General features: G+C 67.6%; 27 protein-coding genes and 2 pseudogenes. 15 read left to right on the plus strand and 14 right to left on the minus strand.

Going from position 1 to position 24,407, the window contains the following annotated elements; translation table 11 throughout:
- Positions 1-176: 176 nt before the first annotated feature.
- Positions 177-1,301, minus strand: a complete 1,125-nt coding sequence (locus AB0F38_RS27675) for a ParB/RepB/Spo0J family partition protein (RefSeq protein WP_361898855.1) — start codon at positions 1,299-1,301, stop codon at positions 177-179.
- Positions 1,298-2,542: a ParA family protein gene (locus tag AB0F38_RS27680; RefSeq protein ID WP_361898858.1), complete on the minus strand. Its 1,245-nt coding sequence runs from the start codon at positions 2,540-2,542 to the stop codon at positions 1,298-1,300. Before AB0F38_RS27680 ends, AB0F38_RS27675 begins: the two co-directional genes overlap by 4 nt.
- 721 nt (positions 2,543-3,263) lie before the next feature.
- Here AB0F38_RS27680 and AB0F38_RS27685 point away from each other — a divergent pair.
- A pseudogene (locus AB0F38_RS27685) lies at positions 3,264-3,923 on the plus strand (ISAzo13 family transposase); the annotation flags it as partial.
- Positions 3,924-4,055: 132 nt separating this feature from the next.
- A complete protein-coding gene (locus AB0F38_RS27690) occupies positions 4,056-4,409 on the plus strand; it encodes a hypothetical protein (RefSeq protein ID WP_361898860.1) in 354 nt (117 codons plus the stop codon).
- A gap of 18 nt (positions 4,410-4,427) precedes the next feature.
- Here the strand turns inward: AB0F38_RS27690 and AB0F38_RS27695 are convergent.
- Positions 4,428-4,580 (minus strand): annotated as a pseudogene (locus AB0F38_RS27695) (ATP-binding protein); the annotation flags it as partial.
- Between the two features lie 145 nt (positions 4,581-4,725).
- Between AB0F38_RS27695 and AB0F38_RS27700 the strand changes: the two are divergent.
- The 5 genes from AB0F38_RS27700 (at position 4,726) to AB0F38_RS27720 (ending at position 8,714) form a co-directional block, all read left to right on the plus strand.
- Positions 4,726-5,742 carry a site-specific integrase gene (locus tag AB0F38_RS27700; protein ID WP_361898863.1) on the plus strand — a complete coding sequence of 339 codons (1,017 nt, stop codon included), beginning with the start codon at positions 4,726-4,728 and terminating at the stop codon, positions 5,740-5,742.
- Positions 5,743-5,785: 43 nt separating this feature from the next.
- Positions 5,786-6,100: a helix-turn-helix transcriptional regulator gene (locus tag AB0F38_RS27705; protein WP_361898866.1), complete on the plus strand. Its 315-nt coding sequence runs from the start codon at positions 5,786-5,788 to the stop codon at positions 6,098-6,100.
- Positions 6,101-6,826: 726 nt separating this feature from the next.
- Positions 6,827-7,753 (plus strand): integrase, encoded by a 927-nt coding sequence (locus AB0F38_RS27710; protein WP_361898869.1) that lies wholly within the window; start codon positions 6,827-6,829, stop codon positions 7,751-7,753.
- A 33-nt stretch (positions 7,754-7,786) separates the two neighbouring features.
- Positions 7,787-8,251 (plus strand): DUF6228 family protein, encoded by a 465-nt coding sequence (locus tag AB0F38_RS27715; protein WP_361898872.1) that lies wholly within the window; start codon positions 7,787-7,789, stop codon positions 8,249-8,251.
- A 1-nt stretch (position 8,252) separates the two neighbouring features.
- Positions 8,253-8,714: a hypothetical protein gene (locus tag AB0F38_RS27720; protein ID WP_361898875.1), complete on the plus strand. Its 462-nt coding sequence runs from the start codon at positions 8,253-8,255 to the stop codon at positions 8,712-8,714.
- Here the strand turns inward: AB0F38_RS27720 and AB0F38_RS27725 are convergent.
- Together AB0F38_RS27725 and AB0F38_RS27730 are read right to left on the minus strand one after the other, a co-directional pair.
- Entirely contained in the window at positions 8,671-9,414 is a 744-nt protein-coding gene (locus AB0F38_RS27725; RefSeq protein ID WP_361898878.1) for an ATP-binding protein, read from the minus strand. The genes AB0F38_RS27720 and AB0F38_RS27725 overlap by 44 nt on opposite strands.
- 144 nt (positions 9,415-9,558) lie before the next feature.
- Positions 9,559-10,515 carry a transposase family protein gene (locus AB0F38_RS27730; RefSeq protein WP_361899023.1) on the minus strand — a complete coding sequence of 319 codons (957 nt, stop codon included), beginning with the start codon at positions 10,513-10,515 and terminating at the stop codon, positions 9,559-9,561.
- Between the two features lie 100 nt (positions 10,516-10,615).
- On the opposite strand from AB0F38_RS27730, the gene AB0F38_RS27735 reads away from it, so the two are divergent.
- The 3 genes from AB0F38_RS27735 to AB0F38_RS27745 all read left to right on the plus strand — a co-directional run bounded on the left by AB0F38_RS27735 (position 10,616) and on the right by AB0F38_RS27745 (position 13,478).
- Positions 10,616-11,242, plus strand: a complete 627-nt coding sequence (locus AB0F38_RS27735) for an SMI1/KNR4 family protein (RefSeq protein WP_361898881.1) — start codon at positions 10,616-10,618, stop codon at positions 11,240-11,242.
- 154 nt (positions 11,243-11,396) lie between these two features.
- Entirely contained in the window at positions 11,397-12,053 is a 657-nt protein-coding gene (locus AB0F38_RS27740) for a hypothetical protein (RefSeq protein ID WP_361898884.1), read from the plus strand.
- Positions 12,054-12,236: 183 nt separating this feature from the next.
- Positions 12,237-13,478 (plus strand): hypothetical protein, encoded by a 1,242-nt coding sequence (locus AB0F38_RS27745; RefSeq protein WP_361898887.1) that lies wholly within the window; start codon positions 12,237-12,239, stop codon positions 13,476-13,478.
- Between the two features lie 70 nt (positions 13,479-13,548).
- Here AB0F38_RS27745 and AB0F38_RS27750 read toward each other — a convergent pair whose 3' ends face one another.
- The 6 genes from AB0F38_RS27750 to AB0F38_RS27775 form a co-directional block, all read right to left on the minus strand.
- Positions 13,549-13,767, minus strand: coding sequence for a MarR family transcriptional regulator (locus tag AB0F38_RS27750; RefSeq protein ID WP_361898890.1), 219 nt, complete (start codon positions 13,765-13,767; stop codon positions 13,549-13,551).
- Complete coding sequence (locus tag AB0F38_RS27755; protein ID WP_361898893.1) at positions 13,764-14,009, minus strand: hypothetical protein; 246 nt, start codon at positions 14,007-14,009, stop codon at positions 13,764-13,766. Before AB0F38_RS27755 ends, AB0F38_RS27750 begins: the two co-directional genes overlap by 4 nt.
- 335 nt (positions 14,010-14,344) lie before the next feature.
- Positions 14,345-15,271, minus strand: a complete 927-nt coding sequence (locus AB0F38_RS27760; protein ID WP_361898896.1) for an immunity 49 family protein — start codon at positions 15,269-15,271, stop codon at positions 14,345-14,347.
- A gap of 356 nt (positions 15,272-15,627) precedes the next feature.
- Positions 15,628-16,365 carry an HNH endonuclease family protein gene (locus AB0F38_RS27765; protein WP_361898899.1) on the minus strand — a complete coding sequence of 246 codons (738 nt, stop codon included), beginning with the start codon at positions 16,363-16,365 and terminating at the stop codon, positions 15,628-15,630.
- 169 nt (positions 16,366-16,534) lie between these two features.
- Positions 16,535-17,095, minus strand: coding sequence for a hypothetical protein (locus AB0F38_RS27770; protein WP_361898902.1), 561 nt, complete (start codon positions 17,093-17,095; stop codon positions 16,535-16,537).
- 100 nt (positions 17,096-17,195) lie between these two features.
- Positions 17,196-18,470, minus strand: coding sequence for a helix-turn-helix transcriptional regulator (locus AB0F38_RS27775; RefSeq protein ID WP_361898905.1), 1,275 nt, complete (start codon positions 18,468-18,470; stop codon positions 17,196-17,198).
- 14 nt (positions 18,471-18,484) lie between these two features.
- Between AB0F38_RS27775 and AB0F38_RS27780 the strand changes: the two genes are divergently transcribed.
- From AB0F38_RS27780 to AB0F38_RS27800, 5 genes are all read left to right on the plus strand, one after another.
- Positions 18,485-19,216 (plus strand): haloacid dehalogenase-like hydrolase, encoded by a 732-nt coding sequence (locus tag AB0F38_RS27780; protein ID WP_361898908.1) that lies wholly within the window; start codon positions 18,485-18,487, stop codon positions 19,214-19,216.
- A gap of 79 nt (positions 19,217-19,295) precedes the next feature.
- Positions 19,296-19,736, plus strand: a complete 441-nt coding sequence (locus tag AB0F38_RS27785; RefSeq protein ID WP_361898911.1) for a hypothetical protein — start codon at positions 19,296-19,298, stop codon at positions 19,734-19,736.
- 205 nt (positions 19,737-19,941) lie between these two features.
- Positions 19,942-20,244: a hypothetical protein gene (locus AB0F38_RS27790; RefSeq protein WP_361898913.1), complete on the plus strand. Its 303-nt coding sequence runs from the start codon at positions 19,942-19,944 to the stop codon at positions 20,242-20,244.
- On the plus strand, positions 20,241-20,897 hold the full coding sequence (locus AB0F38_RS27795; protein WP_361898916.1) for a hypothetical protein: 657 nt from the start codon (positions 20,241-20,243) through the stop codon (positions 20,895-20,897). Before AB0F38_RS27790 ends, AB0F38_RS27795 begins: the two co-directional genes overlap by 4 nt.
- Positions 20,866-21,171: a hypothetical protein gene (locus AB0F38_RS27800; RefSeq protein ID WP_361898919.1), complete on the plus strand. Its 306-nt coding sequence runs from the start codon at positions 20,866-20,868 to the stop codon at positions 21,169-21,171. Before AB0F38_RS27795 ends, AB0F38_RS27800 begins: the two co-directional genes overlap by 32 nt.
- A 151-nt stretch (positions 21,172-21,322) precedes the next feature.
- Here the strand turns inward: AB0F38_RS27800 and AB0F38_RS27805 are convergent, their stop codons facing one another.
- The 3 genes from AB0F38_RS27805 to AB0F38_RS27815 all read right to left on the minus strand — a co-directional run bounded on the left by AB0F38_RS27805 (position 21,323) and on the right by AB0F38_RS27815 (position 23,866).
- Positions 21,323-21,808 (minus strand): hypothetical protein, encoded by a 486-nt coding sequence (locus AB0F38_RS27805; protein WP_361898922.1) that lies wholly within the window; start codon positions 21,806-21,808, stop codon positions 21,323-21,325.
- Positions 21,809-22,018: 210 nt separating this feature from the next.
- A complete protein-coding gene (locus AB0F38_RS27810) occupies positions 22,019-23,008 on the minus strand; it encodes an ATP-binding protein (RefSeq protein ID WP_361898925.1) in 990 nt (329 codons plus the stop codon).
- A gap of 165 nt (positions 23,009-23,173) precedes the next feature.
- Complete coding sequence (locus AB0F38_RS27815) at positions 23,174-23,866, minus strand: hypothetical protein (RefSeq protein ID WP_361898928.1); 693 nt, start codon at positions 23,864-23,866, stop codon at positions 23,174-23,176.
- Positions 23,867-24,407 lie beyond the last annotated feature (541 nt).

Here is a 24,407-nt window from a genome sequence, read left to right on the forward strand (position 1 = left end):
CTCTGTCTGTTCCGTCTATCCGTTCCAGCGAATCCCAGCATCGACTTGTCTGACCGAGCAGATCCGGGGGACTGGGGCGACTCTCAGAGGTGCTTACCGGTCAGATGGCCGGCATCCACCGATGTGGAGCCGGCCATCTGTGTCACGGCGGGGGAGTGCTCCCTCACTTGCGGATGCTATTTGTCTACGCGCAGAGCTGCGGCGACCTGCTGGAGGATGTCTGCCAGCGAGCTTCGTGCCTCGGCAGGAAGGCTCCCCCGCATATCGGCCGTGACCGCCGTGATCCCGGTGCTGCGCTTGAAGTAGCGGAGGATGAAGGCGCTTCGCTGCTCGTCGTCGAGTTGATCGAAGGCGGCGTCCATGAGTGCTTCGCCCTGCTGCCGGGGCTGCGAGGGTGGAGAAGTGTTGTCATTCTCGCTGGGAGCGCGCCTGGTGTGTGAGGGTTTGCCTGGGGCGTTTTCAGCTCCCGGAGCGTCAACTCTTTGATCGCTGTCCGGAGCGGCGGGCGTCATTACGGCGTAATAGTCCTGAGCCGGGGGAGTGGGAGCAGGGATGGCCGCTGGTTTCGGGGCTGCGCCCCTCTGTGGGGTCTTTTTCTCCTTCTCCTTGAGGCGGCGGAGGTGTTCCTCTTGCTCTTCCGGCTTCTTTTTCCCTACACGCCGCAGCAGCGCTGCGGATTCCTCACCAGTCTGCAGCTTCTCCTTCAGCTTTGGTGTCAGGCCGAGAAGTGCGAGGCGCTGCGACACCCATCCTTGTGATCGGTGGAGGCGGGCGGCGAGAGCGTCCTGGGTTTTGTGGATCTCGAGGAGCCGCTGGAGGACCTTCGCTTCGTCGAGGGGGTCGAGATCCTGACGGTGGACGTTGGCGACGAAGGCGGATTCGAGAATCTCGTCGGGGTTGCTGCCTAGCTCGTCGTCGAGCATCACCTTGATCTGGGTGAGGCCGGCTTCGCGGGCAGCGGCGAGGCGCGAGTTCCCGTCGATGACGACGTACTTGGTTCCCTCCTCGAGGTCGTTCGCCCGGCCGGGGTTGCCCTCCAGATAGGCGAACCGGCTCATAATGCTGATGGCGGTCTTCTGCTTGTGGTCTCGGAGGCTGGCTCCGAGGTCGGTCAGGTCACCCAAGTCCTCCCGGGGGTTGTCGGGGTTGAGGCTGATGACGTCGACGGGGAGCTTCAGTGGCGGGGGAGCGCCGTCGGTGGGGGCGGCGGCGGCGGCTTCGATCGCGGCGCGACGGGCGCTGATGCCTCCCCTGGCTTGGCCGAAGGATGCGCTCGCGCGCAGGGTGTCTGCCTTGCTCATGAGATCTCCCTGGTGAGTGCGCGCATGCCGACGGCCTGGTCGCAGCGGGGCGCGTAGGCGAGGAGGGGGCGCTTCACGCGGACGGCTTCCTTCTGCTCCTTGAGGTCCCCGATGACGCCGACGACTCGCGGATCCTTTATGTCAATCCATGACTGGAGGGAGGAGGTGGCGATGTAGCCGCGGCGGGCGTCGTAGTGGTTGACGACGATGCCGAGGTAGTCGAGTTCGAGGTGCATGTCGGCGCGGAGGTCTTCGATCTGGTTGGTGAGGAGTCCGTACGCGTCGGCGGAGCTGTCTTCGGCCTGGACGATGATGAGGATGCCGGAGTTGCCGGGTGCTTCGCCGTCGCGGCGGCGTCCGTAGTAGGCGGCGGCGTCCATGCTGAGGCCGAGGCTCGGGGGGCAGTCGATGATGATGACGTCGTAGTCGCCTTCGATCGTTCCGAGGACGCGTTCGAGGGCTGCTTCGCGGGCGCGGACGCTGGAGAGCTTTACGTCGAGGAGGAACGCGTCGGTGCACGCGGGCAGCAGATGGAGTCGGTCGCCGAAGCGTGGGTCTTCGATGGGGACGATGAGGTCCTTGAGGTCGCCCTTGGCCTCGCCGGCCATGTGCTTGGTGAGGGAGTCGCCCTCGATGGGCAGCGGGGCGTGACCGAGTTGGTTGGTGAGGTGGCACTGCGGGTCGAAGTCGACGAGGAGGGCGCGCAGTCCGAGCCCGGGGAGGTCCTCGTAGTCGAGGGGGGAGGCCGGTTCCTTGTCGGGCTCGACGAGGGCGGCGGCGAAGTGCTTGGAGATGCGCACAGGGTGCAGCTGGTCGCTGTCCTCCGCAAAGGCTTCACCGATACCAGCGGCGAGCGCAGTCTTGCCCACGCCGCCCTTCTGGTTGCAGATGATGATCCGCTTGGGGTGCTCCGGCCGGACGACGCCGGGGGCCGGGTTGGTGTCGAGCCAGAACAGTACGGACTGCGTGAGCCCTTGGATGAGTGAGACACCGCGGGAGGCACAGGCCTCGCGGAACTCGTCCCATTGGCCTGGCGGGAGGAAGGTGGCGAATGGCTTCGCTCCTCCTGTGTCGGCGGCGGGGAGGTTCGCTCCGAGCCGGCGCCATGCAGTGATGCCGGCTTCGACAGCATGCTGGATGTCGGTGCCGTGCTGTGCAGCACGGACCTTCAAGTCCTGCTGCAGGGCGGGGGGCAGCTTGGAAACGACCTTCTCGCGGTCGCCTGCGTCAGACGAAGTCATGGGCATACCTTACTAACGTCAGGGATCAGTTTCATCGTTGACACGTTAGTTAGTGCCCTGAGGGGGTGTCAGCAGAGCGGTATTACGTCGTAATGCTGCAGCCTCGCGCACCAAAGGTGGAGTGCCCGGGGCGACAAAAACGGCTGTGTGGCCGACTGGCGTCCCCGCAGCTGATGCCACATCCGATCACCCCAGCTCCACTGACTTCGACCGCCTGTGACCCCTTCCAGCTGTTCGCTTTTGCGTCAGAAGTGAATTTCGCCGGAAAGATGGTGCGCCACAGTTGTGAACCAGATGCAGCGAGCCTGTCGACACGCTGGGCACGGGGATGCACGCCGTGATCCGTCCCCGCACCCATCCCGGAGGCCGGAACTGCTGGCTGATGAACAACCGGAGGTCCGCAGCAATCAACGCAGGACAGCTGACCGACGGACACTGAGCCGGATGACGAAAGCTCCACCGGGTGGGGCGGAATCGGTGAGTGCTTCGATGCACCTGACCGAGCCTTCAACGCCTTCGCACCGGCGCCCCGCCGATCACTGGCGCCAGCCCCGAACGTCGAACAGTCAACATGACGATCGACCAGGGAGCCCCCGCGCCAATCGAGGACGTCGCCGACTAGCAGGACCTTTCCCTCTCGGGCGCCAACCTCACGAAGACACCCGGAGCCGCCGCACCTCTTGGGGTGGGGGAGAACCAAACGCCGAGCAGCAGCGGGACCGCACTGGTCGAGCCGGATATGCGCGGGGATCCGATGTCACCGCTGCGATGGACGACGAAGTCCACCCGCAGACTCGCCGACGAGCTCACCAGGCAGGGTCACCGTGTCTCGGCGGATACCGTCGCCGACCTGCTGAGGGAGGAGGGTTCAGCCTCCAGGCCAACGCCAAGACCGTCGAGGGAGCACAGCATCCCGGCCGGGAAGCCCAGTTCCGCTACATCAACGACTGGGCCAAGGAGCATATGGGAGCCGGCGACCCAGCGATCAGCGTCGATACCAAGAAGAAGGAACTGGTCGGCCAGTACAAGAACGCGGGCCGCGAGTGGCGTCCGAAAGGACTTCCGGCCCAGGTCAGGACCCATGACTTCCTGGACCGTAAGGGACCGGGCAAGGCCACCCCTTACGGGAGCTACGACGTCGCCGCGAACCGGATAGGTCAGTGTCGGCACCGATCACGACACGGCCGCGTTCGCCGTTGCCTCCATCCGTCGCTGGTGGAAGGCCCGTGGCAGTCACGACTACCCTCAGGCCACCCGGCTGCTGATCACCGCGGATACGGGCGGCTCCAACGGATACCGCACCCGCGCCTGGAAGACCGAGCTTGCCGCCCTTGCCGCCGAGACCGGCTTGGAGATCACGGTCTGCCACATGCCGCCGGGTGTCGGCGTACTTCTCTGAGTACTCCGGCAAGTACAGACAAACGTGCACCACTTAGCGGTCGGCAAGGTGGTTGTGACTGGTTGGTCGTGGGCAGTGTCGGACGTCTCTGCGGGGACTGTCATGATCTCGACCATGGATGAGATCACCGAGGTTCTGAGGCGGGAGTTCGACGCCGAGGAGGGGAGCTTCCTGCTGCGGTTGCGTGGGGATCTGGAATGGGATCGGGCTGCATTCACCCGTCTGGAACGTGCGATGCGGGCCGCATGCGAGCAATGGCAGGCAGACCAGAAACTCGATCGGTGGGTCGCTGAAGGGTTCTATGAGGTCGCGACCTGGGTCCCGTCGTGGACGTCACACCCGAACTTCCCAAGGCCGACGCCCGACGCCTACTTCGAAGACTGCGTCGAGCGCATCGGGGATCTTGCCAACTGGTTCTTCCGGGGCTGGCACGACTACTCCGAAGGCCATGTATGGACTGACCTGTGAAAACTCCCGGGAGCTCGGTCAGGCTGCGTCGTCCCGCTCGCGTTCAATGGAGGCGAGCCGGTTCTTGAGCCGGTAGCTGGGGCCGTTGATAGAGATCACGTCACAGTGGTGCAGGAGGCGGTCGAGAATGGCGGTGGCCAGAACCTCGTCACCGAAAACCTGTCCCCATTCATCTGGGGCTGGCACATGTTCCTTTTCGTGGATCGCCGCTGCCACCGGCCCGTATCCATCTTCTGCTGTCCTCGTTGGTCTTCGTGGTGGTGCCCAGATTCTCCAGGTGCTGCCTTGATCAGTCAGGTGCGAGGAAGGTGTGCCGGTGGCATCCCAGTTGAGGGTGGTCCAGGGCGGTGCCGTCCTACTGGAGCCGGTGACCGCCGATCCGTGGGAGTTCCAGGCCGACTGCGTTGAGGCGTTCGTCGCCTCATGGCGATCTCGTGGGTTCAGCCCGGTGACCGTCGAGAACGACATCGGACTGCTGGAACGCACGCTCACCGCACTGGGCCGGCCCGCCTGGGACGTCACCCCCGAAGACATCGACCGCGTCGTCGGAGACCTGGCCCTTGCCGGGCGGGCGGCCTCCACCCGCCGCGAGTACGTGCAGATCTTCAAAGGCTTCCACCGGTTCCTGCAGGTCCGCAAAGCCGTCGAGATCGAAGCCGGGTTCGGCGTCCGCCTGGTATGCCCAGTCGATGAGTTCAACGCGGCCCGGCATGTCGGCGACGACTCCCCGGCCCAGCTGCCGCCATCGACCCCAGAGCGGGTCGCGGAGTTCTTCGACTTCCTCAAGGCCCGGATCGCCACCGCCCGCAAGTACGCGCCCGCCGCCCGGGACTACGCAATGTTCCGGACCCTCTACCACGCCGGCCTGCGATCGGAAGAGGCGTCGCTTCTGGACCGCCCGGACCTCCACTTCACGCGGGGCCCGTTCGGGAAACTCCACGTCCGGTTCGGCAAAGGCGCCCGCACCTCCGGACCGCGGCCGCGCTGGGTGCCGATGCTGGACGGGCTCGACCTCGTCCTGCGCTGGTTCCTCGACGACGTCCGCGGGAAGTTCCCCGACTCACCGGTGCTCTTCGCGGACGAGTCCGGAGGCAGTCTGCACCGCGGGACGATCCGCAACCGTTTGCGCTACCTGATGGAACTCGAAGGCCGCCCGGCAACCGACCGTTTCAGTCCGCATGCCCTGCGGAGGGCCTGCGCGACCCACAACTACGAGCGCGGTGTGGACCTGGTGGCAATCCAGCAGCTCCTTGGTCACTGGACGGTCAGCTCAACCATGAGATACGTCCGTCCCTCCGCGAATTCATCGAGGATGCCTATCGCCGTGCCGTGACCACCACGCTCGGTGAACTCACCGCCGAGGGGGACAACTCCGCATGAAGATCCGATGGCGCCTGCGGATGGCCGCCGCCCAGCGCGAGATCTGGACCGGCACCCAACTGCAGCGGCTGCTGGCCGAACGCGCCGGGCTGCAAATGTCCTCCACCTCGGTGTCTGCCCTGTTCAGCAAAGAGCCCTCCCAGGTGAAGATGTCCACGCTGATCGCGTTGTGCACCGCGCTGGACTGCACCCCCAACGACCTCTTCGAGGTCGACACCACCCCCGTCGAGCGTCCTGCGGTCCCACCGCGACCGGTCGCCGACCTGCCGAAAGTGGCCTCCGCGCGAGGCCGCTCGATGCCACCCATCTGACCCGGAGACGAAGGGGGCACCGTGGGCGTCAAACAGAGCGACTGCACCAGCTGCGGAGCCCCGGTCGGCTTCATCGACCGGCGCTACTGCTGCCGCTGCACTGCCCAGCACAAGGAGGCCGAGGCCCGGGCCGCTTGTCCCCGGTGCGGCCAGCAGCGCGTTCTCCAGGCGGACACCGGCCGGTGCATCACCTGCTCTCGCGTCTGCACCGCTTGCGGTAATCCGGTACGGAGTAAATCCTCGGCTCTCTGCCGCACTTGCCTGCGGGAGTCCGAACGCGACGCCGCCAAGGATCCATGCCCTCGCTGCAGCCGGCCCGGACATCTGCGCGAGGACACCGGCTGGTGCGGGCACTGCTCTCGCCCCCGACAGACCAAACAGCCGCCCCGGGCCTGTGAACAATGCGGCAGAGTACGGAGGCACGCAGGCTTGGGACTGTGCACGGCCTGCTGGCAGCGTCACCCCGACCGCCCCTTCATCCGGGTGGAGCACCTCATCGCCGAACTCGACAATCCCCCCGACTGGCTGCAGGACTTCACAACAGCTCTCGCCGCCAAGTACTCCGTCGGCCGAGCCTGCACGATGATCACTTCCCTCGCGCGGCTTCTCCGGGACAGCCAGCCCAACCTCCCCCAGTCCGTACTCGAACGTTCCCGCCGCCCGGGCCGCTCGATGGGCCCCCTCGCCCGTGCCCTGGAAGCCTTCTTCACCAGTCACGGTCTGGCCATGGCCACCGACCAGGCCGAGCGGCTCGCGGCCGGCCGCCGGCAACGCCGGATCCTCGCGGTCCCAGAGCCCCTGCGACCTTCGGTGGAGTCCTTCTCCGACTTCATGATCCGCTCACGCGAGCGGTCCCGGCGTGCCGGAACGCTGCCCCGCACCGATGCCACCATCGAAGCCGCACTGGCCATCGTGCGTGACCTCGCCCTGTTCCTCGCCGGTGAGCGCGGGAAGCTGGACTGGGCACTGACCGACGTGCACGATCTCGAAGCCTTCCTGGCCGGCTCACCGAAGGCCCGGAAGCGTCGACTGGTGGTGCTCGGACAGTTCTTCCGCTTCGCGCGATCCCAGAAGGTCATCCTCGTCGATCCCGCCCGCGGTCTGACCGCCCGAGGACCGAGCGGCTTCACCGGTGCGACGCTGACACTTGACGAGCAACGTGTGCTGTTCCGCCGCTGGACAACGGATCCAGCCGTCCACCCGCACGAAGCCCTGCTGGGCATGCTCGCCTTGTTGCACGGTGCCTCAAGCCGCGAGGTCAAAATGCTTCAGGTCGTTGACCTCGACTTTCGTGCCCGGACCGCCCGGCTCGGAGACCGCCCGCATCCGGTTCCCTTGGATCCGCCGTCTTGGGTGGCAGTGGAACGCTGCCTGGCCCACCGAGAAGACCAGAGGACTGACAACCCGCATGTGATGGTCACCCGCCAGACGAAGTCCGGCCGGGGGCCGGCGTCCACCGCCTATGTCAGTCATGTCCTCGACGCCTGCGGCTTCCCACCCCGCATGATCCGCTGCACTCGACTGCTCGACCTGGTCAACGCCATGGACCCCAAGCTCGTCGCCGCCGCGTTCGGCATGGACCCCGAGGCCACCATGATCTATCTCGCTGACCACGTCGACCCCGGCCGCCTGCCTGACCTGCAATCACAGTGACGACAGGCACCTCCTTAACCTACTGTTCCTGGGATGAGCTCCCGAGATGCCGCCCCCGACGAACCAGCCGAATTGACCGTCCGCTGCCAGGACGACCGGGCCGTCTCTGTGAAGTTCTGTGACCTCTTCGATGAGGACGAAGACTGCGTGCACTACGCCATCGAGGCTTGCGCGGTTGGTCTGAACGCTCGGCTGGACGGCGTGGCAGCCTGGAACTGGGGCGGCGACCTTGCTCCCTTCCTGGAGAAGCTCTCCGAGGACTTCCGGGGCTGGGAGGGAGAGCGTGTTTGGCAGACCAACGACCGCGATCTCACTGTCAGAGCGGTCTTCCGCTCAGGCGGCCATGTTGGGCTGACCTGGACCCTCCGTCCCTGGCGAATATCCGTTGGCAGCTGGGAGGCATCCGTCACCACATGGCTGGAAGCCGGCGAGCAGATGTCCACTCTCGAAGCCGATGTCAGGCACTTCCTCGGCCAAGAGGCCGGTCATCGTGGGTGACATGCAGCTCGTTTGGACTCTCAGCGGGCGAGGATGGGCCGACTGCACCATCTCCGATCATCAGGCGGAAGCCGAGGTCACAGCCTCATACATCTCCACAGCCCCCGAGGACCTACTGACGGCGGTGGCCCGCCTCGTCACCGGTGAAGTCGAGGCGCGCGTGCAGTTCGAGGCGGAGCCCACCGCGTTCCGCTGGATCTTCTACCGCGAGGGCACCGACGTGTGGATTCGGGTGCTGGAGCTGGCCGACGGCAGCAAGCACGACAACGCCGGAACCGAAATCTGGTCGAGCCAACAGAGCATCGGCACCGTGGCTCGCGCTGTCGTCCGCTGCTTCGACGAGGTCGCGCGAAAATACGGCGAGAGCGGATATCGCGGCAAGTGGGGCGAGCACTTTCCCCGCTTCGAACTCGAAGCCCTCAGAGAGGCCTGGCACAAGAGCCGCCGCCTGGAGAACACCTGAGCCTCGCCGAACCTGGTTGGTTTCGGCGCCGCCTCGCACAGGTTCGCCGGAACATGTGCGCTTTGGCGATGCCGACATTGGTCGTGAGGATGGTGCTGGACTTCAGATACCTCTGGTTGATCACCTGGAAGAGGGCTGAAGCGCCGTCGCCCGGCAGTGGGAGGTAGCCCAGTTCGTCGATCACGAGGAGGCGGGGTCCGGCGAAGAACCTCATGATGCTGGACCAGCGGCCTTCGAGTGCGGCTTTGTGGCACTTGGCGGCGAGTTCGGCTGCGGTGGTGAAGTAGACGCGGTGGCCGGCATCGACTGCGGAGCGGGCGAGTGCGACGGCCAGCATCGTCTTGCCGACGCCTGGCGGGCCGACCAGAAGGACGTTCGAGGCGTTGTCGAGGAACCTCAAGGTGGCCAGGTCACGGATGAGTTTCTCATCGACGCCGGGCTGGGCGGCGAAGTCAAAGTCGTTCAAGGTCCACGGTTCTGGCAGGCAGGCGAACCGCAGCCGGGAGGAGAGCTTGCGTGCCTCAGTCGCCTCGACCTCGAGGAGTTTCTCCAGGGCGGTGGTGAGGGTCATTCGCTCGGCGCGGGCCTGGTCCAGGACGCGGGGAAGGGCTTCGGCGGCGTCGTTGAGTTTCAGATAGGACAGGTGGCCTCGCAACTGTTGGTAGCGGCGGGCCTCGCTCATCGGCATGGGGTCACTCACTCTCTCGCTCCTGGTCCTCGTGGGTGGGGGCCTGCCGGAGCCGGTGCCCGTCGGACAGCCCGCTTCACGAAAGCGCGAGGCTAACGGCCTGCCCCGCGATTGATGTTGGGCCGTGCTTGGCTGGTCGTTTGGCTTATGGGTGATTCAGCAGACCGTGGTGTGGACGAGTACGAGTTCGGCGGTCGATTTATGCAAAGTGGCCCGCTTGGCTGCTCGGTCAGAGACCAGGCTGGCGATGGCGAGGTGGGTCTCGGCGTACTCCTCACGTCGTCCGGTGTACCGCTGGAGCGGGCGCCACTGTCGGTGCTCGGCGTTGGCGTGCTCGACGCAGATCCGTCGAGAGGATTGACGACGGCGCATCTCGCGCCATCCGTACTGCTCGGTCAGCGGTGCGTTGTTGATGTCCTTCGGCTTTCTGGGCGGTGCACTGACCTGGTCGGGGAACTCGTTGGCCAGACCTCGGTAGCCCTCGTCGACCTCGGCTCTCACGGCGGGGTACTGCCGGAATTGCTCCGCGATGCCCTCGGTACGCACGGCGGTCTGGTCATGCATCCGGCCGGGCCGGGTGGCGCCGGACCACAGTGTGCGGCCCTGGTGGTCGCTGATCGTGGTGGTTTTGATCGTGTTCTGCCTACGCTTGCCGGAGACGAAGGCTCGGCGTCCGGGGCAGTGTGCCTGCGGGCGGCGGACCTGGGTCTCGGTGCCGTCGATCCGCAGCGTGACGTTCTCGGCCGCGGCATAGGCGAACACGTCCTCCAGTGTTCGTAGCCGAAGGCCGGGCCGGTCGGGCACGGCGAATCCACGCGTGGCCAGCAGCGGACGGATCTCGTGGATCGCCCGCCCGATAGTGGAAGAGCCCACGTCGTAGATCGCTCCGAGTGCCTCGTGGGTCAGTCCCGTCCGCAGGTGGACGAGCGTCACCAGGACCCGGTCGGTGAAGACGAGATCGTACTTCGGTCCGGCGCCAGCCTTCCGGCTCCGGGCCCCACGCCGCCGCTTGTATCGGTCTGACTCACATCGTGCATCCCAGCGAGTCGCGAGCTCGGCAATCAACTCTCCAAGATGCTGAGCCGAGATGCCGCAGAACGCACGGTGCGACATGGCAGTACGAGCCTGCTTGTTCTTCACACCTCGAGAACATGGCGGGGCGCTCCCACGTCACGGCAGAGTCCGACAGATCGCTCGGTCTAACCTCACCCGTATGACGACCGACTGGATAGCGGAAGCACAACGCATGGCCCGGGGGCGGCGCTTTGACGAGCTCAGCTCTTCCCCCTCGCGGCAGGGTGCCTGCCCGGCGGCGCCGCTGTCCGAAGTGGAGATCTGCGAAGCGGAGGCGGAACTGGGCATCGCGTTCCCGGACCAGTACCGGGAATACTTGCTCCGGCAGGACGCCGGCGGCGCGGTGAACCGTCTATGCCGATCCACGGCAGGCTGGGGCTGGCATGGGGACTCGGACACCAACTACGACCTGCTCACCACCGCCTTCCCGCACCCCGACTCCTACCGTGCCTACGAGGACGAGCTGGACGCACGCGAGCCGCTGCCGGAGGACTTCCCGGACCCCAGCGCCTACCAGGCAGCGTGTGAGCAGTGGAACGCCGAATACGAGGTGTTCCAGGAGCGTAAAACGTCCGGCGCTGTATTCATCCAGGACAACGGCTGTGGCTTCTCGACCCTGCTCGTTGTCACCGGTCCGCACGACGGCTCACTGTGGTTCGACGGCCGGGCCACCTGCGACCAGATTCTGCCTCTGAACCTGAATGGTCAGCCCTTGTCTTTTACGGACTGGCTCGCGCGAAGGTCCATGGACCTGGTCGGCTGGTGAACGCTGCCAGGCCGACATCCCGCGAGGACGGTGTCCGCAGCCCGGTAGCAGAACTCCCGAACCCACCCACCGATCAGGACTCTCGGCCAGGCTAATCGTGGGGTGGGTCGTAAGCTCGACCCCACCCCACCCCACCAGCAAACGGACCCCCTCCATGACCAACGGCCTCACCTGGATAGGCGCCCACGCCCACACCGCCACGCCCGTCCCCGGAATGCGCGGCGGCATCTCCCTCACCCTCGCCCGAGGCATCGACCCTGACGAGTTCCTCATCAACCGCGGGGCCGACCTCGATCAGCTCGCCGCCCGCACCCCGCTGGCCGAACTGCGTAGCCAGCCCACCCCGCCCGGCCACGACCCCACCCGCTACGCCTACGCGATGTATGGCAGCGAGGGTGAGTGGACGTACGTGCTGGAGAACGACCACGCCGCGACCTGGGCAACCGGCTTCCGCCGTGTCCCCTCGATGAGGCCCGGCCCGGGTGAAGAGATCCTGTGCGCCAGCCGGAACCTGTACAGCCCGCCCGCCGCGATCCTGCACGTCGAAGGCGACGAGGTGATACGGCGCGCAGAGTTCGGCACCACCACCGGCCACGAGTCGGCGTTGGACGCGGCGCTCACCGCCGCCGGTGCCGTCTTCCCCTCCATCCCCGACGCCACCGCCGACGAGGTGACCGCCTACTACGAACAACACGGCGCGCGCCTGCCCACCCTGGTGTTCACCGCGCTGGGCGCGTACACGGGGCTGAGCATCGACCAGGATGCCGCACAGGCCGGGAATCTCCCCGCCGTCCACCTCCCCACTCCTTGAGCGACTCTGTCGGGGATCTTGTGCGCGCGGCTCATTTACCTTGCCGCCACCAGCATTCCCAGGTCAGGCCGCGGGCATCGAGGTACTGCTGGAAGGTCGTGGGGCGGTGGGGGTGGCGAGTTGTGCACGAGGCGAGGCGTTCGATGTTGATGGCGATGCCGGTCAGGACGTGCTCACCCGTGGTTGGTTCGCAACCTGCGCGATGAAGCTCCGCTCGCGGCGGTGCTCGAAGAGTACGTGCGGGCCGGAAGGCCACTGCCCCGGCTCGAAGACTGGCAGGTGAGCAAGCGCCCGACCCAGGGATGGGATCCCCACGATCCACTGCTGAAGATCCGCTTCCTCCCGCTGCTGCGGCCGACCGGGCACCGGGACATCGGACGGCGGTTGTTCCCGAGCGTCCGTCCGTTGCTGGAAGCGGCAGTTGCTCAGGTCGGGACGGAGTATCCGTGGTGCCGTGACGCAGTGGATGTTCCCCGCGCCGACAGCGGTGACCTGGTCCCGTGGTCGCTCCCGTTGCCGGCGGTGCAGGCACACGCCCTGGTCAGAGTCGTCGGACATGCCTGCGTGATCACGACCTCGGCATTGACCGGCATGCGGTCCAGCGAGCTGATGGAGTTGATGGTCGGCTGCCACGATCCTGCAGAGGAAGACGCCCCGGGCCTGGCTCGGCATCGCCTGGTCGGCAAGGTCGTCAAGGTCGTCAAGGGCCGCCGCTGGGGCGGCGAGCGTGATGAATGGGTCGTAGTCGAGGAGGTCGTCCGCGCCGTCGCTCTGGCCGAGCAACTGACCGATGCCGAGCCCGGCCAGCTGCTGTTCGGTTCCTTCCAGGGCTTCAACAGCAACGGCGCGATGGACTGGCTGCGGCGATGGGTGACCTCGCCCGCTGGCCAACGTCTGGGCCTGGAGCCCATCCCCGACAGACCGGTCCATCCCCGCAGCCTGCGCCGCACGCTCGCGGTTGAAATGGCGGCCCGGCCCGGCGCGCTGCTGGCCACGAAACTGCACTTCAAGCACCTGTCTGTAGTCACGAGCGAGGGGTACGCTCACCGGCCCGGGGGCGCCCAAGCCGTCTTCCACCAAGAGTGGAAGAAAGCCGAGGCACACGAAAAGATGCGCCGTACCGTGGAAGCATTCCGCCAGTTCCAGGGCGGCCAGTTGCCAGCCGGTCCCGGTGCGGACGCTCTGATGGCCGCCTTCCGCGCCGTCGAGGACGAACTCCAAGGACACGAGCCAGGCCCGGCCAAGGTGGTCACCGACCGGCAGGTCGAACTGCTGCTCACGCGCAGAGCCGCGTGGAGTACTGCCAGAGCGGCAGTGGGAAAGAGTCTGGTCCCGCGGTTGGCCAGGTGCCGCGCCTCCGCAGACAGATGGAGGCCGCAGCCGTACAGCATTGGCTTGATCCGTCAGTATGCGGGCGGGCACTGACAGCGACCCGGGGATTTCACTGTCCCGGCCTTGGACGGTAGGCCGGGTGTCGCTGAGAGAGCGAGGGAACTCAGGTGCCGAGCTGACAGGAGCGCCAACGGCGCCCGGTGCGGCTGATCAGTCCAAGCTCTTCCAGGCGACCGAGTTGGTATGCGACCGAGCTGCTGCTGGACAGGCCGACCCGTTCTCCGATCTGGCGGATCGAGGGCCCCTCGCCGTGATCCGCGATCCAGTTTCTGATCACCCGCAAAATCTGGACCTGCCGATCGGTCGGGGCGTCGGTATTCATGCCGCCCTCGCTGCGCGACGGTCGCCGCGGGCCTGACGGCGCAGCTCGGTCCGGTCCGCAGGCCTGCCGGGCGGTTGGGTGTTCCAGAAGGGGTGCCACCAGATGCGGGCGGACAGGAGGAGCAGGCGCCGGCGCAGTGCGGTGTTGTTCCCGTGCTGGCGGGGTGCTGCGAGGGCGTCGTACGTGGCGTTGAGGTCGCGCTGGGCCTGCACCAGGTCGGTGGGGAAGGTGGGGACATCCATCCCCACATTAGAGCGTATGTTCGATTTTCTTGTCACGTCTGGACACGCGCGTCCGTACTCGCTGCCCCACTCCGGTCAGGGATCGGCGGGAGCGGCTGCAGCAGCAGCGACGCGTACCCATCCTGTGTCGAGACCCTCGCGGCGTTCGGGCAGCACGATGGACGCCCCCGGCCCGTCGGTCGGGGTCGTCCATCGTGCTGGGCGTTCGGCACCGGACCGTTGAAGCGGCTCACCCGTGACATCGCACGGGCCACGTTCCCGGCAGGACGTCGACGCGGAGGTGGACCTGCTGTAGCTCGGCGGCCGGGCAACGACCCTCTGACCGGCGTGCCGGGTCAGGAGCCGACAGGGGCAGGCGGCTTCAAGAGCGAGGTCGGAAGATAGGCGGACCTGGTCTGCAGGTCCCATCCATGAACCTGCACGGCGAGCGCGGCCAAGGCGATCGTGCCCAGGGGAAGCAGAGTTCCGGGCGCGGGATCCTCACCAACACCGGCACGGTGCTTCGCCAGTCGTTCGTCCAGGGCCCTCTCGAAGGCGACCTGATCGTCGGCGAGCAGGACGCGCAGCAGGCACTGATCGGGGCTGACCGCGTGGGCGGCGTCCAGAGCGAGGGCAGCGTCCAGTCGCTCGTCCGTCGAAGGCTTCGTCAGCGTCACCTGCGGCCAGTCGCGGGGCAGGTGACCCGGGGCCGGGGTCAGGTAGCCGCACAGGGCGTTCATGTGCGCGAGGTCGTCCGGTTCGGAGACGGAGTCCCGGCCGGCGTGGGGCAGGTTGTTGCGCAGGGCGGATGCGAAGTCGCTGCGCAGGAGCAGACCGATCACCCGTTCCCAGTCCCGCACCAGCCCGCTGGCGACGCAGACGTCGAAGGCGGCGATCCATGTGCGGGCGGTGACCGTGTCGGTCGCGTCGTGCGTCTCGTCGTAGTCCAGCTCCTCGCTGGTCAGTCGCGTCCTGGTCAGAGGCAAGGGGATCTCCCAGTCACCTCTGGGAGAGCAGCCCCGGTCCAGCACGCCCAGGCGGCATTCAGCAGCGGTGAGCAGAGCGAGGCGAGTGCGCTCGTCGTCGAGGTCGGGGTCCTGGGTGGTGCGCGCTGCAACGTGGTCGAGTAGCTCGTGGCTGAGTTCCTCGAGCATCACGCGCATCGGATAGCCACGCTGATAGACATCCTCGAAACGCTCCTGAACACGGTCCGCCTTGTCGTCAAAGGCCTGGTCCAGGCGCTGCTGGTTCACGGGATGGCGTAGCGCGTGATTGATCTCCATTCGTGCAATCCTGTCAGGCACCACCGACAGCGCCGCTCTCACGCCTTCTGTCCGGCGACCGTCGGCAGCGCAAGCTCCGAAAGCGTCGTGCGGTGCCGCATCACCCCGTGGCGCTCCAGGGCTGCTCGTCGTCGGACCGGACGGTGCGCTCATGCTCTGAGTCGGAGGCCGGAGCGTCGGACGGGGCTGGGGACGGCTGCCTGGTCAGGTCTGTTCGTCTGGGAAGAGTCGCCGCGCCGCCGCGCCATCTCGATCACGAAGGCTGAGGGCCCAAAGGACATCCAGTATCCGTTCCTGGTCTCGTACCCGGGGCCGAGATCACGGTCACGGTCGACTCGGCACGGGTGAGGGCGACGTCAGAGCGCGACTTTGTACTGCACGGTCGTGTCCGGGCAGGCTGCGGCGAGCTTCACCAGTGCGGCCCGTTCCTTGTCGTCTGCGTTGAGTTGCCACCGCAGTTTCGTTGCCGTCCAGTCCGAGGCGTACAGGCAGTGCGCGGCTTCGGCCGGCGGCAGCCAGTTGGCAGGGTCCCGGTCGGACTTGCTGCGGTTCGTCTTCGCGGTGGCCGCGACCAGCGACCGCTCGGCACCGAGGTCGTTGGCGTAGGCCTCACGCCGTTCCGCGGTCCAGTCGTACGCCCCGCTGTCCCAGGCCTCGGCGAGCGGGACCATGTGGTCGATGTCCAGCTTCCTCGCCTCGGTGACCTCGGCCTCGTCGTAGTACGAAATCCACACGCCACCGGTGAGTGCGCAGCCCTCCCCCTGCTCGGGCTTCGTGGTCGCCTCCTCGATGAGGACCTCGGCGCGGGTGGGGCATCCGTCGCCGTCCTCGTCGACCCAGTGCTTGAAGCTGTCACGCTCGTAGCCGTCCCGCTTCTCCACGCCTTCGGGAATCTTGGCGATGGCGTCCGCGAGCGGCAGGCCGCCTTCGGCGGGCCCGCCGCCTGCCGCGCCGGAGGGTGCGGCGGCCGAAGGGGACGATCCGGCGGCCGCGGAAGGCTTCCCGTCACCCTCGTCGGCGAGCTGTGGGTTGCACCCGGCCAGCGACGCGACGAGCAATGCGGTGGCGATCGGCAGGACACGGCGACGGTTCACGGACGGACTCCCGGGAGGATGGGCAGTGATACCCCCTCATGTTCGCAGTAGCTGACCAGGCATGACAGGCAGTCATGTGTGCTGGTCGTAACCACGAGACAAGGGGCCGTCGGTATCCGGGAGTGCGGCGGGTAAAGTGCAGAGCGCGTTCAGCAGTTCGCGGTGGTGTTCAGGGACAGGCGGGTGCGCATGCCCAGAGCTCGGTGGCTTCGGTCAGGAGACCGGTGCTGCTGCGGTGGGTCCCGAGAGACCGGTCGCGGTGCAGGCGTGTACCGCACAGTGCGCAGTTCCATCCCCGGATCTGGTCGAAGGTCAGCCGGGAGAGGTCCAGGGGCGTCTCGGGTGTTGTGCCGGGGCGGGGGCCGAGGACGGTTTCCAGGGCTTCGCGCAGGATGTGGGTGGCCGCGAGGGGCTGTTGTGGGGGGATGAGCCAGTAGGGGCCGGGCAGTTTCTGTTTGTGCCGGGGCGGCAGGACCACGTGGTTGGTCTCCCCCAGTGCCGTGCACTGCGGCAGGTCGGGCCAAGTCCTGGTGGTGCCGGGCGGGACGAGGAAGTACATGCTGCGGGCTCCGGGGTCCATGATGACGGGGCCGACTCCGGGGCCGAGGCGCTCGATGACCTGCAGGCCTACGAACCGGGTCACCCGGACGGCGTCCCAGTCCTGGCCGGCCGGAGCGAGGCGGGCCCCGGCAGCGGCTGCCTTGTCCGACGGTGCGGTACCGGTGTTCATCGCGTTTCCCCTTGTCCACGGTCTGTGAGGGGGGACCGTACGACGGCAGCGGGGCGGGAACCCGAGCTGAGAGTCCGGGTCGGCTCCTGGCCCGGGTATCTCAGACGAGTTGGAGACGCTCGGCCAGGGCGGCGGCCTGCCGGCGATAGGTGGGTCGGGCCCGGCGCACGAGCGAGATCGCCAGAGTCCTCCCCAGAGGACTGCGCTGCAGGTCCTGCGGTGCGAGGGCTTCCAGCTCCAGAAGATGCACCAGGACCGCGGCGTCGTCCCGGCGCAGGTCGTAGCACCGGGCGACTTCCAGCCCGAAGGTGAACTGCCGCTCCAAGGAGGGCAGCCGGCTGGTGTCCACACGATCGGCCAGGCGCAGCCCTTCGGCCGCGTCGCCATCGGTCATCTCCACGGACACGGCGTGCAGCATCGTGTTGGTGGGACCGAACACGGTCCGGCCCACGTTGCCCTCCCCCGACCGGTGGGCCAGCGGAAGCACCCTGGTCATGAGGCGGTCCCGGGCGGCCCAGGCCCGGCCGGTCCGCGCCTCGGCGACAACCGCCACAAGTTCGAGGGCACCCCGGATCGCGGCAGCCTCTGGCGACGTGGGGAGCCCCCGGGCCAGGTCTTCACCGGCGGTCCGCGCGACGTCGGCAGCATCGTCTTCCTGCCCGGGCTGGGACAGCAGGGCGTGGCCCAGGTTCCACTTCGCGACCGCGATCCGCAGCGGGTCATCGGCCTCCTCGGCTGCCCGCAGGGCCCGGTCGGTGACCATGAGGGAGAGATCGGTGCGCCCGGTGCGCCGGCAGTACGAGCGCAGCAGCCCGTACAGGTCGGCGGCCAGGCGCTGAATGTCGCGGTGCTCGGCCGGGGCGGGACGGGTGGTGCGCAGGGCGGTCTCGATGTCGCCGATCAGGTCGGGCAGGACCGTCTCGACGTCGGTGAAGCGGGTGGCGGAGGTCTGCCAGATCCGCCACGCCTCTTCCACCCGGTCCCGCAGCCCGCCCGGGGCGAGATCAGTGGAGGCCGGGCGGAGGTGCTGTCCCAGCAGGGCGCGCACGACATTGGCCGCAGGGGTGGATGTCGGTGCGGGGCGGGCCGGCTGGTCGTCGCCGAGGAGGTAGCCCACCGGGACCTTCAGCTCGGCCGCCAGCCGCGCGACCACCTCGCTGGACGGAGACTTCAGCCCGCGCTCGATCTGGGAGAGATAGTCCGTGGTGATCCCGCACAGGCCCGCGACCGCGGCCTGGGTCCGGCCCATGCCGACACGCCGCTCCCGGATCCGCTCACCGGTCGGCAGTGTGGGCAGCCCCATGCGCATGTCCCCTGTCCTGTTGATCTGCGCCAACCGTAGGGCGACGGCGTCCGCGGGCAGTTGGCTTTCCATCAACGTGTGACACCGTGACCCGTGCACAGGGCGGGGCGACGACTGGGAGGCTGACGTTGAAGCTGGTGCTGTGGGACATCGACCACACGCTGATCGCTACCCGGGGCGTCGGAGGTGAGATCTTCGGCCACTGCTTCGAGCTGGTCACCGGGCAGCCGATGCGCGAACAGGCCGCGGTCGACGGAATGACGGAACCGGTCATCTTCCGGGAGACCGCGAAACTTCACGGCATCACCGGCGACCGGCCCATGTTCGAGGCCTTCGCCCGCTTCTCCGCCGAACAGCACCGCCTGAGAGCCGGTGAACTCCGCGAGCGCGGCCACGCCCTGCCCGGCGCAGGCCGCGTGCTCGCGGCCGTGGCCGCCCTGGGGCACGTGGAGCAGACGGTCGTCACCGGCAACATCGCCGCGGTGGCACAGACCAAGCTCGCCGTGTTCGGGCTCGACACCCATATCCGCTTCCCGCTCGGCGGCTACGGGGAGGACCACGACGAACGTGCCGAGCTCGTCCGGACCGCGATTCGCAGGACCAGCCGGAGCCTGAACACCCTGATCGATCCCCAGGATGTCCTGCTGATTGGTGACACCCCGGCCGACGTCAAGGCAGCCCTGGACAACCACGTCACCGTCCTCGCCGTCGCCACAGGGCGCTCCACCACCACCGAGCTACGCGACGCCGGGGCCGGTCTCGTCACCGCAGACCTCGAAGACCCTTCCCCCGTGCTCCGGGCCCTCACCGGACGCTGACACCCTGGCCCTGCCGCCACGTCCGGGTGATCGGCCAGGCAGGCCCGTTTCCCGGAGCCCCGGCTGTGGTTGGCCATACATGCGAAAGATCATCTACTGGGCTGTCGGAACGGCTGTACTCCTCGGAGGCACACCCCTCCCGGCACACGCCGGCACCAGCCGCGCCCCCGCGCAGATCGTGGACACCCACCGCTGCACAGATCGCGGCGACTACTGCATCATCGTTCAGTACAACACCTCGACACGACGCGTGCCGCTGATCATCGCCCACAAAGTCTCCGGGGTGAAGAACCACACCTACTGGGCTCGGTGGTCCCACAAGAAGCCCGGCCACGGCACCCAGACCAGCGGCTGGAAGAAGTCGACCTGGACCGGCGACAACGGACGGGCCCCCGGCATCGCCGTCGAAACGCTGTGGGGGAAGAAGGGCCGATCCGGCGGCCCGAAGCTCCCCAAGGGAACCCTCTTGTGCACCCAGTTCAAGGGATCCGCTCCGAAGGCCTGTTACGTCCTGGGCTGACCGCTCGGTTCAGTGCTTGAGGAGCTACCGCCGAGCCAAGGAGGGACTGCTGCATGATCGGGTGACAGCGGGGTTTATGCAGCCAGGGCTGCGGGTGGGGTCATGATGGTCTCGTACTCGGCGGGGGTCAATCGGGCCAGGCGTCTCTGTCGGCGGCGGCGGTGGTTGGTGCGCTCGATCCAGGTGACGATGCATCCCGCCGTCGATGAACGAGGTCGAGCGCATGGAGGAGCTCCCGATGCAGGGGTTCATCCAGGAGGTCGCCTCGCTGCGTGCGGACAGCCGTCCGCCGGCGATGTGGGTCCTGCTGTGCAAGGCCCCCAACGGGATCAACGAGACCTCGCAGGTGCGCGGCTACCTCCAGGGCGAGGGGTACAACGTCTTCACGACGGTCGTGCCGGCCGTCGTGAAGTACATGCGCACCCATGAAGGCGCCGAGGTCAGCGCTAAGGGTTCCGTCTTCGACGAGCTGGTCACCGAGATGGAAGAGCGAGGGCTGCTGCCGTGACCCCGAAGGTCGATCCGTTCGCTGCACGCGCCGCTCGTAAGGCCGGGCAGCCGAAGGCCGTGGCCGGCCAGCAGAGTGGGCTGCCGGAGGTTCCGAGTTCCGTGTCGGGTGGGCCGGACGCGCTTGTCACGTTCGCTCAGGGGCGGGCGGACAAGGCGATGACTCTCGCTGATCTGCCTGACTCGGTCGAAACGCCGGAGGCCTCGGGCGATCTCAACGCGGAGGAGGAGTTCATCCTCGGCCTCTGCATGAAGGGCATCCGGCAGTTCGAGAACGCGTGGTGGGTGATGGCCAAGGCCCTGGCCAACGTCAACGCGCGTCGGCTCTACCGCAAGACGCACCCGTCGTTCGAAGCCTTCGCACGGGACACCCTCAACAAGTCGCGGCCCATGGCGTATGAGGAGATCACCGCGTACGCGGTCGGTGAGCTGGCGTCTGCGCGTGCAGACAGTTCATTCGAAGGCAATTCGAACAATGTGTCTACACGTGCAGATATCGGCAAGAAGGCCGCCATAGCGCTGAATCCGATCACCAAGGCGTACGGCCCGGAGGTCGCTGTCGCCGTCCACGAGACGATCGTGGACGCGAGTGGCAAGTCGGTCCCGGTGAAGGCCCTGACCGGTGTGGTCAAGCAACTCCCCCCGCCCGTCTGAAGGCGCGGGCCGGCTCTCGGCCGACGAGCTGACAGCCCTCGCACGCGAGATCGTCGTCAAGCAGACCGAGACCGCACCGGCGCCCGCAAGTACGACGGGAGCGACCGCCATTTCCGAACTGCGCAAGGCCGTCGACCAGCTCGCCGACACGTACAAGGCGCTCGCGCCAGCGAAGATCACTCTCGCCAGGGAAGAGGACAAGGGGGAGGCCGCGACGCTGCTGGCTGAGGCCGAGCGGATGGCAGCCAAGGTGGCAGCGCGGGCGCGGGCCTGAGGGCGCCTGAGATCCAGGACAATTCAGGGTTGCTCACAGCGTTCCCGCCACAACGCAGAAAGGGCTCGCACCGGAGATCCGGTGCGAGCCCTTTCTGTCTGCGCACTTGCTGGCCGTCCTGAGAGAACCGCCTGCGCACTGTCCCTGTCCGTCAGGCGCTGCCGGCGGACTGGCGTCGTTCGTAGTCGGCGAGGAGCTGCGTGATGCTCGCCGGGTCTTCGGCGGTGCCGACCCAGGCGCCATCCGTGGTCCAGACGGGGACGGTGGTGTGGTCGGCGTCGAAGACGTAGAGGTACGGGCCGTTGCGCTCGATGCGCATCTCGCTGGCCACCTGGTCCGGCATCGGCGTGAGGACCTCAAGGGTGAGGACGTACAGGCACAGCCGTTCGTCGGGGGTGCGGGGGAGCCGGAGGCATCCGGTGACACGGAGCTCGTCGCCGGGGACGAGGTCGGTGAGTACGGAGATGGCCAGGTTCGCGTCGGTGACCGCGCAGGGCAGCATCGTCTCGTCGGTGGTGTCGTCGGTCGGGCTAATGGTGAGGCGGAACCGGGCGGTGGTGCCCTGGTTGTCGCCGGGGACCGTCTCCTCGTCGAGGAAACCGTCCAGGGAGACGATCCGGCTCTCGTTGTTGTTCATGGTCATGCCGCCTTGTCGTTGAGAGCGGCCAGAGCCGCTGCCGGTTCGCTGCTTGCTGATCGCTCCCGTCGGCGAACAGCAGGCGGGCCTTCTCGGTGTCGGCGATGTGGTGGTCGGGGGTGTTCCAGCTCTTCATGTCTCAGCCCTCCAGGCTTGTACGGACGGGGCGCACGCGGTGGTCCAGCGGCGTTACGAATAGGGTGGGGCGCTTCACGGGCTGACCGCCTCCCAGTACTGGGCGTACAGGTCGGCCTCTCCCTTGGGGTCGTCGCTGCCGGCGGCGTGGTCGGCTGTCTCCTGGTCGGCGACCCGGAATCCGCACAGCGAGCACACGAGTTCCGAGTTGTGGCCGAGCGCGCCCGTGTAGGCGGGGTAGATGTCGCGGGCGTCGTAGACGGGCGCCCAGACGGGGCCCGGGCATTCGCCGTAGCCCTGATTGCTGAGGCAGGGCAGCAGCACGTCTAGCCTGGTGTCGCCCATGCGGTCGCTGTTCCGCAGGGCAAAGGTGAGGCGGTTCTTCCCCATCCGGATGGTCAGGACCTGGTCGCCGTTGGCGAGAGCGGAACTCTCCTCACGGACAGCCAGGCGGGCCAGCTCGGGACCCAGGAACCGGCGCAGCGGCGCATCGTCCAGGCGTCCGGCCTTGTAGCGGCCGGCCTCCTCCAGATGCCGGTTGGTGCTGAGGCGCTGCAGGAGCGGGCCGAGCCGGTCGATGTCCGAGGCGAGGATGACCTGTCCGAAGCCCTCCTCCTGCAGTTGGGGGCGAGCCGCGAAGGCTGCGGCGTGCTGGGCGCGCAGGATGTTCTCCGGTACGCGCCGGTCGTCGGGGCGGGCGGCGTTGCGTTCCAGGGCTACCGGCAGGGGTGTGGTCACGAGGAGCGCCACGGTCGGCATCCCGTACCGGCCGGCGGCCTGGAGGGTTCGGGCCCGGACGGCGGTGTCGGTGTTCGTCGCGTCGATGACCGAGGTGAGGCCGCGGCGCAGCCGGGCTTCGAGTACGAGGTGCAGGGCGGCCACGGCGTCGCCTGTGGCCTCCTGGTCTCCGGCGGAGTCCGAGATGAGAGCCCGGTAGTGGTCGAGGGACAGGACTTCGGTCGGGTGCCAGGTGGAGGCGAGTGTGGACTTGCCGGAGCCGGCCGCGCCGATGAGGACGATGACGGCCCTGTCGGGGATGGTCGTGTCGAGCTGCTGGAAGGTCACGCTCGTGCTCCTTCAGGGTGGTTGGGGATTCGGATCAGGAGAGGTGCCAGAGGGGCCGGTCCCTCTTCCTGCTGTGGGTGGGGGCCGGGCTGGCCGGTCCTGTGCACCGTCCCGGCCCGGGTGCGGGCTGGGACGGCACACAGGCACGTCAGGTCAGGTCCTCGTTCAGAAGGCGGGGCTGTCGGCGGCGGGCTCCGCGGCCACCGCCGTGACACGGCCGATGGCCTTCGGTGCGGCGGCATCCGGGATGGGCTGGTTGGTGAGGTGGCGGTGGACGTCGCTGATGGTGTGAATCTCGACCTGTTCGTCCGTCTTGCTGGTCAGCAGGGTGAACTCGGCGTGTGGGTAGCGGCCCTGGACGTAGGTGAAGAACAGGACTGCGCCGGGGGCAATGTGGAACATGGCGTCCCCGTCCTCGTAGCCGTGCCACCGCTCCGCCTTGTTCAGGAGCTGGCCGTGGTCGACGGAGTACGCGGTGTTCGCCGCGCGGTGTGCGGCGTCGGCGGCAGTCGCTGCGGCGATCTGGGCGAGGCCCTCGTCGACGGTCAGCGCGACCGGAGGGAGTGCCTCGGCTGTGACGGCCGGGCTGGAGCTGTACAAGGAGCTGGAGCTGTACAGGGAGCGGCGCAGCGGGGAGAGGACGATGCCGAGGAGGTTGTCGGTGGCTGCGGTGGTGATGAGGAAGAGCGCTCCGGCGGCGACGATCCGCAGGTCGCCGAACCAGTGGGCGGGGGTGAGGGTGTCCCAGGCCGCGTAGGCGGTGGCGACACCGATCGTGAGGCTGGTCGCGAGGCTCCCCGTGTCGAGGAGGGCGTGGGCGAACTGGTTGGTGACGTTGCGCTGCGGGAGCGAGGACATGGGTGCCTGCTTTCAGGGTCGGGTGATGGGTCGTGCTGCTGGAGGTGCGGGGGATGCCTCACTGAACCGGGGGGTGCTCACCGGTTCACTCACCACGGGAATGCCTGCGGGATCACAGTTCGGCGACGGACCGTGGTGAGTTGGCGCAGGCGTGTGGTGAGTAGCGCTGGGCCGTGGTGAGTTCGGCTTCGATCCCTGCTGTGAGTGCTGGGTCGAAGGCGTCGCCGGTGGGGCTGTCCTGGGTGTCTGGTGGGCCAGGGCGGCGATGCCGCGCTGGGGGCGCGTCCGCGCTCAGGCCGGGGTGTGTCCGGGCCTGGGGGACGTGGATGCACGCTGGATCATGCGGGAGCTCCCTTGGTGGAGGTGGCTTGGGATGTAGGCGAGGACCAACCCGCCTGACATAATGAACTCTGCCATATGTGAAGCCGTTTTTGGTGAGGCTTCACACCCAACTCGAAGACGGCAGCGCCGAAGCGCAGTCACCGACGGCTGCGCCGCGTGGTGAGGTTGCTGGTGCCTGCGGAAGAGCCGATCGCGCAGT

The organism is Streptomyces sp. NPDC025273 (assembly GCF_040638585.1).
In the GTDB taxonomy this organism is placed as follows: domain Bacteria; phylum Actinomycetota; class Actinomycetes; order Streptomycetales; family Streptomycetaceae; genus Streptomyces; species Streptomyces cinereorectus.

Bases quoted from the DNA above. Each gene is read 5' to 3' on its own strand.
- AB0F38_RS27680 (WP_361898858.1), bottom strand. From the start codon at position 2,542: ATGACTTCGTCTGACGCAGGCGACCGCGAGAAGGTCGTTTCCAAGCTG.
- AB0F38_RS27675 (WP_361898855.1), bottom strand. From the start codon at position 1,301: ATGAGCAAGGCAGACACCCTGCGCGCGAGCGCATCCTTCGGCCAAGCC.
- AB0F38_RS27755 (WP_361898893.1), bottom strand. From the start codon at position 14,009: ATGGATGTCCCCACCTTCCCCACCGACCTGGTGCAGGCCCAGCGCGAC.
- AB0F38_RS27785 (WP_361898911.1), top strand. From the start codon at position 19,296: ATGCGAAAGATCATCTACTGGGCTGTCGGAACGGCTGTACTCCTCGGA.
- AB0F38_RS27735 (WP_361898881.1), top strand. From the start codon at position 10,616: ATGACGACCGACTGGATAGCGGAAGCACAACGCATGGCCCGGGGGCGG.
- AB0F38_RS27815 (WP_361898928.1), bottom strand. From the start codon at position 23,866: ATGTCCTCGCTCCCGCAGCGCAACGTCACCAACCAGTTCGCCCACGCC.
- AB0F38_RS27805 (WP_361898922.1), bottom strand. From the start codon at position 21,808: ATGAACAACAACGAGAGCCGGATCGTCTCCCTGGACGGTTTCCTCGAC.
- AB0F38_RS27760 (WP_361898896.1), bottom strand. From the start codon at position 15,271: ATGGAGATCAATCACGCGCTACGCCATCCCGTGAACCAGCAGCGCCTG.
- AB0F38_RS27705 (WP_361898866.1), top strand. From the start codon at position 5,786: ATGAAGATCCGATGGCGCCTGCGGATGGCCGCCGCCCAGCGCGAGATC.
- AB0F38_RS27690 (WP_361898860.1), top strand. From the start codon at position 4,056: ATGGATGAGATCACCGAGGTTCTGAGGCGGGAGTTCGACGCCGAGGAG.
- AB0F38_RS27740 (WP_361898884.1), top strand. From the start codon at position 11,397: ATGACCAACGGCCTCACCTGGATAGGCGCCCACGCCCACACCGCCACG.
- AB0F38_RS27750 (WP_361898890.1), bottom strand. From the start codon at position 13,767: ATGAATACCGACGCCCCGACCGATCGGCAGGTCCAGATTTTGCGGGTG.
- AB0F38_RS27790 (WP_361898913.1), top strand. From the start codon at position 19,942: ATGAACGAGGTCGAGCGCATGGAGGAGCTCCCGATGCAGGGGTTCATC.
- AB0F38_RS27720 (WP_361898875.1), top strand. From the start codon at position 8,253: ATGCAGCTCGTTTGGACTCTCAGCGGGCGAGGATGGGCCGACTGCACC.
- AB0F38_RS27730 (WP_361899023.1), bottom strand. From the start codon at position 10,515: ATGTCGCACCGTGCGTTCTGCGGCATCTCGGCTCAGCATCTTGGAGAG.
- AB0F38_RS27775 (WP_361898905.1), bottom strand. From the start codon at position 18,470: ATGGAAAGCCAACTGCCCGCGGACGCCGTCGCCCTACGGTTGGCGCAG.
- AB0F38_RS27710 (WP_361898869.1), top strand. From the start codon at position 6,827: ATGGCCACCGACCAGGCCGAGCGGCTCGCGGCCGGCCGCCGGCAACGC.
- AB0F38_RS27770 (WP_361898902.1), bottom strand. From the start codon at position 17,095: ATGAACACCGGTACCGCACCGTCGGACAAGGCAGCCGCTGCCGGGGCC.
- AB0F38_RS27715 (WP_361898872.1), top strand. From the start codon at position 7,787: ATGAGCTCCCGAGATGCCGCCCCCGACGAACCAGCCGAATTGACCGTC.